Origin of the sequence: Pedobacter nototheniae (assembly GCF_032678625.1) — a bacterium.
Lineage (GTDB): Bacteria > Bacteroidota > Bacteroidia > Sphingobacteriales > Sphingobacteriaceae > Pedobacter > Pedobacter nototheniae_A.
In genome coordinates this window covers 1-2,113 of sequence record NZ_JAVTSO010000019.1, presented here as the reverse complement: position 1 = coordinate 2,113, position 2,113 = coordinate 1, and the positions used below count along the sequence as shown (strand labels likewise).

The following is a 2,113-nucleotide window of genomic DNA, read 5'->3' as shown; positions in this document are numbered from 1 at the left end:
TTGACAATAAATTATGCTTTTTAAATTATACCTATCTGAAGTTATATTTCAAGCCAACCTCAAACTCTCCGTTGCTGTAGTTCTGTACATCACCTGTATTGGTGGTGTACATCAGTAAAAGTGACAACTGTTTTTTAAAGGTTGTACCCGCACCTATCGTTACACTGTTGGTGGTGTGGTAAATCCCGTTTAAAATCAGGTTATCGCCCCAGAACTGGGTGTTTATACCTAAATCAAAAATACCTTTATAGTTCTTAATCCCACGGTATGATATTTTTGGCTCTACAATGGCCAAAGCTCCGCTGGTGTTGATAAAGCGGTAACTTGCTGCCGCAAAATAAAGCGACTGGTCAATCATGTTGCGCTCCACATCCCGGTTAAAAAAACGTTTAAGGTTCGGCAAAGCAGCCTGCAACGTAATCCGTTCATTACGGAATGCCAATCCAAAGTCCCCGTCGAAATACAGTTTACGGTCGTTAAAGTTATTGAATGCCTGATCGCCCATGTTCCCTTTAAACAAACTAAAGTCGATCCATTCATTGGTCACACCCGCCGATAAACCAAAGTCTAAAAAGCTGTTGCCATTGTTTAAGGGCAAGTGGTAGGCATACGTACCTTTAACACTGGTACGCTGGATTAATCCGGCCTTATCATTGTAAAAACTCAAACCCAAACCTACCTTCTTGTTCTCCGTGCCGTAAGCTGCCGTAACCGTCTGTATCGTAGGCGAACCTTCAACATTGGTCCATTGGGCCTTGTAACCCCCGTTTAACTCAAAACCGCTTTCAAGACCAGCCATTGCAGGGTTTGATAAATACTGGTTTTGGTAATACATGCTACCCATCGGGTTGAGCTGGCTATAAGCCGATGCCGATAATAAAACCAGAACCGGAAGTAGAAAAAATCTTTTAATATCCATTTTGTTGTCTTTTTAAAAACCGGCTGCCTGTTCCTGTTAAACCACAGCCGGTTTAGTGTCCATCGATCTTTTACCTAACAATAGTGATGAAGCCTTTTCTAACCCCTATACCAGGGCCAAAATCAATAATATAGTAGTAAGTTCCTTCAGCAAGCTGTGCACCCCTGAAATTACCGTCCCAGCTATTGTCATATCCTTTTTTCTCATAAACCGAACGGCCTGAGCGGTCTACAATCCTAACCGTATTGTTCGGGTACATATCAATGTTCTCCACAATCCAGAAATCATTTACACCATCCCCGTTAGGGCTCAGTGCATTGGTGATGTTAAGGGCCTTGTAATCTGCTAAAACCTCAATGGTAATCCGCTCGGTACTCGTTCTGCCATACTGGTTGGCACCTGTAACCGTATAAGTGGTGGTTTGGGCAGGGCGAACCGTTAAGCTTGCCGTATTCTGTCCTGAAATAATACCACTTGCAGTAGCCCAGCTGTAAGTAAGTGCGCCACTTGCCGTAAGGACGGTGGTTATCCCCTTGCTAATGCTGTTGCCCTTGCTGCTCACAATGCTGATGATTGGGGCTGGGTTATCCAGAATGGTTAAAACCTGGCTTACCGCAGCTGCTGCCGTATAGTTCCCGTTCCCGGCCTGGTTGGCGGTAATGGTGACCACTCCGGCTTTTAAAATCTCAACCTGGTTGCCGTTAATAATCCGTGCAACAGTAACATCGCTGCTGCTATAGCTAACCGCTAAACCTGAACTCGCTGTTGCCGTCAGTGTAAACGGTGCATCCGTTGATAAACGGTTTGCCAATGCCGCAAAAGTGATGCTTTGGCTGGTTGCGGTAATGGTTAAACTACCCGCTACATAACTGATGCTGTAATTGGCTGCCGCAGCACCGCTTGCCGTAACCGGGTAAGTGCCCGATGGGGAATTGATGGTAGCCGTGGTACTGATGCTTGCAGGGCTGGTTAATACCGTACTGCTTTCACCGGTAATAAAGCCGCTGTAACTTACCGTTAAAGCCGGGTTGGCTACGCCATAAACCCTGGTTTTATTATCTGCGGTAATGGTTAAAGCTTTCGGTGTAATGCTCAGGTTTGCCCCTGCATAAGTAATCGCATAGTTTGCACCTGCACTTAAAGTATTCTGGTTAATTGCATAAGTACCCACATTTTCACCCGCCACACGGTTTA

At 45.2% G+C, this 2,113-nt stretch carries 2 protein-coding genes; both read right to left on the bottom strand.

Annotated features, from left to right (window positions below; translation table 11 throughout):
* Positions 1–31: 31 nt before the first annotated feature.
* On the bottom strand, positions 32–919 hold the full coding sequence (locus R2Q77_RS20970) for a PorP/SprF family type IX secretion system membrane protein (RefSeq protein WP_316805662.1): 888 nt from the start codon (positions 917–919) through the stop codon (positions 32–34).
* A 70-nt stretch (positions 920–989) separates the two neighbouring features.
* Positions 990–2,113: MBG domain-containing protein (locus R2Q77_RS20965; protein ID WP_316805661.1), on the bottom strand; the 1,124-nt coding region annotated here is incomplete at its 5' end.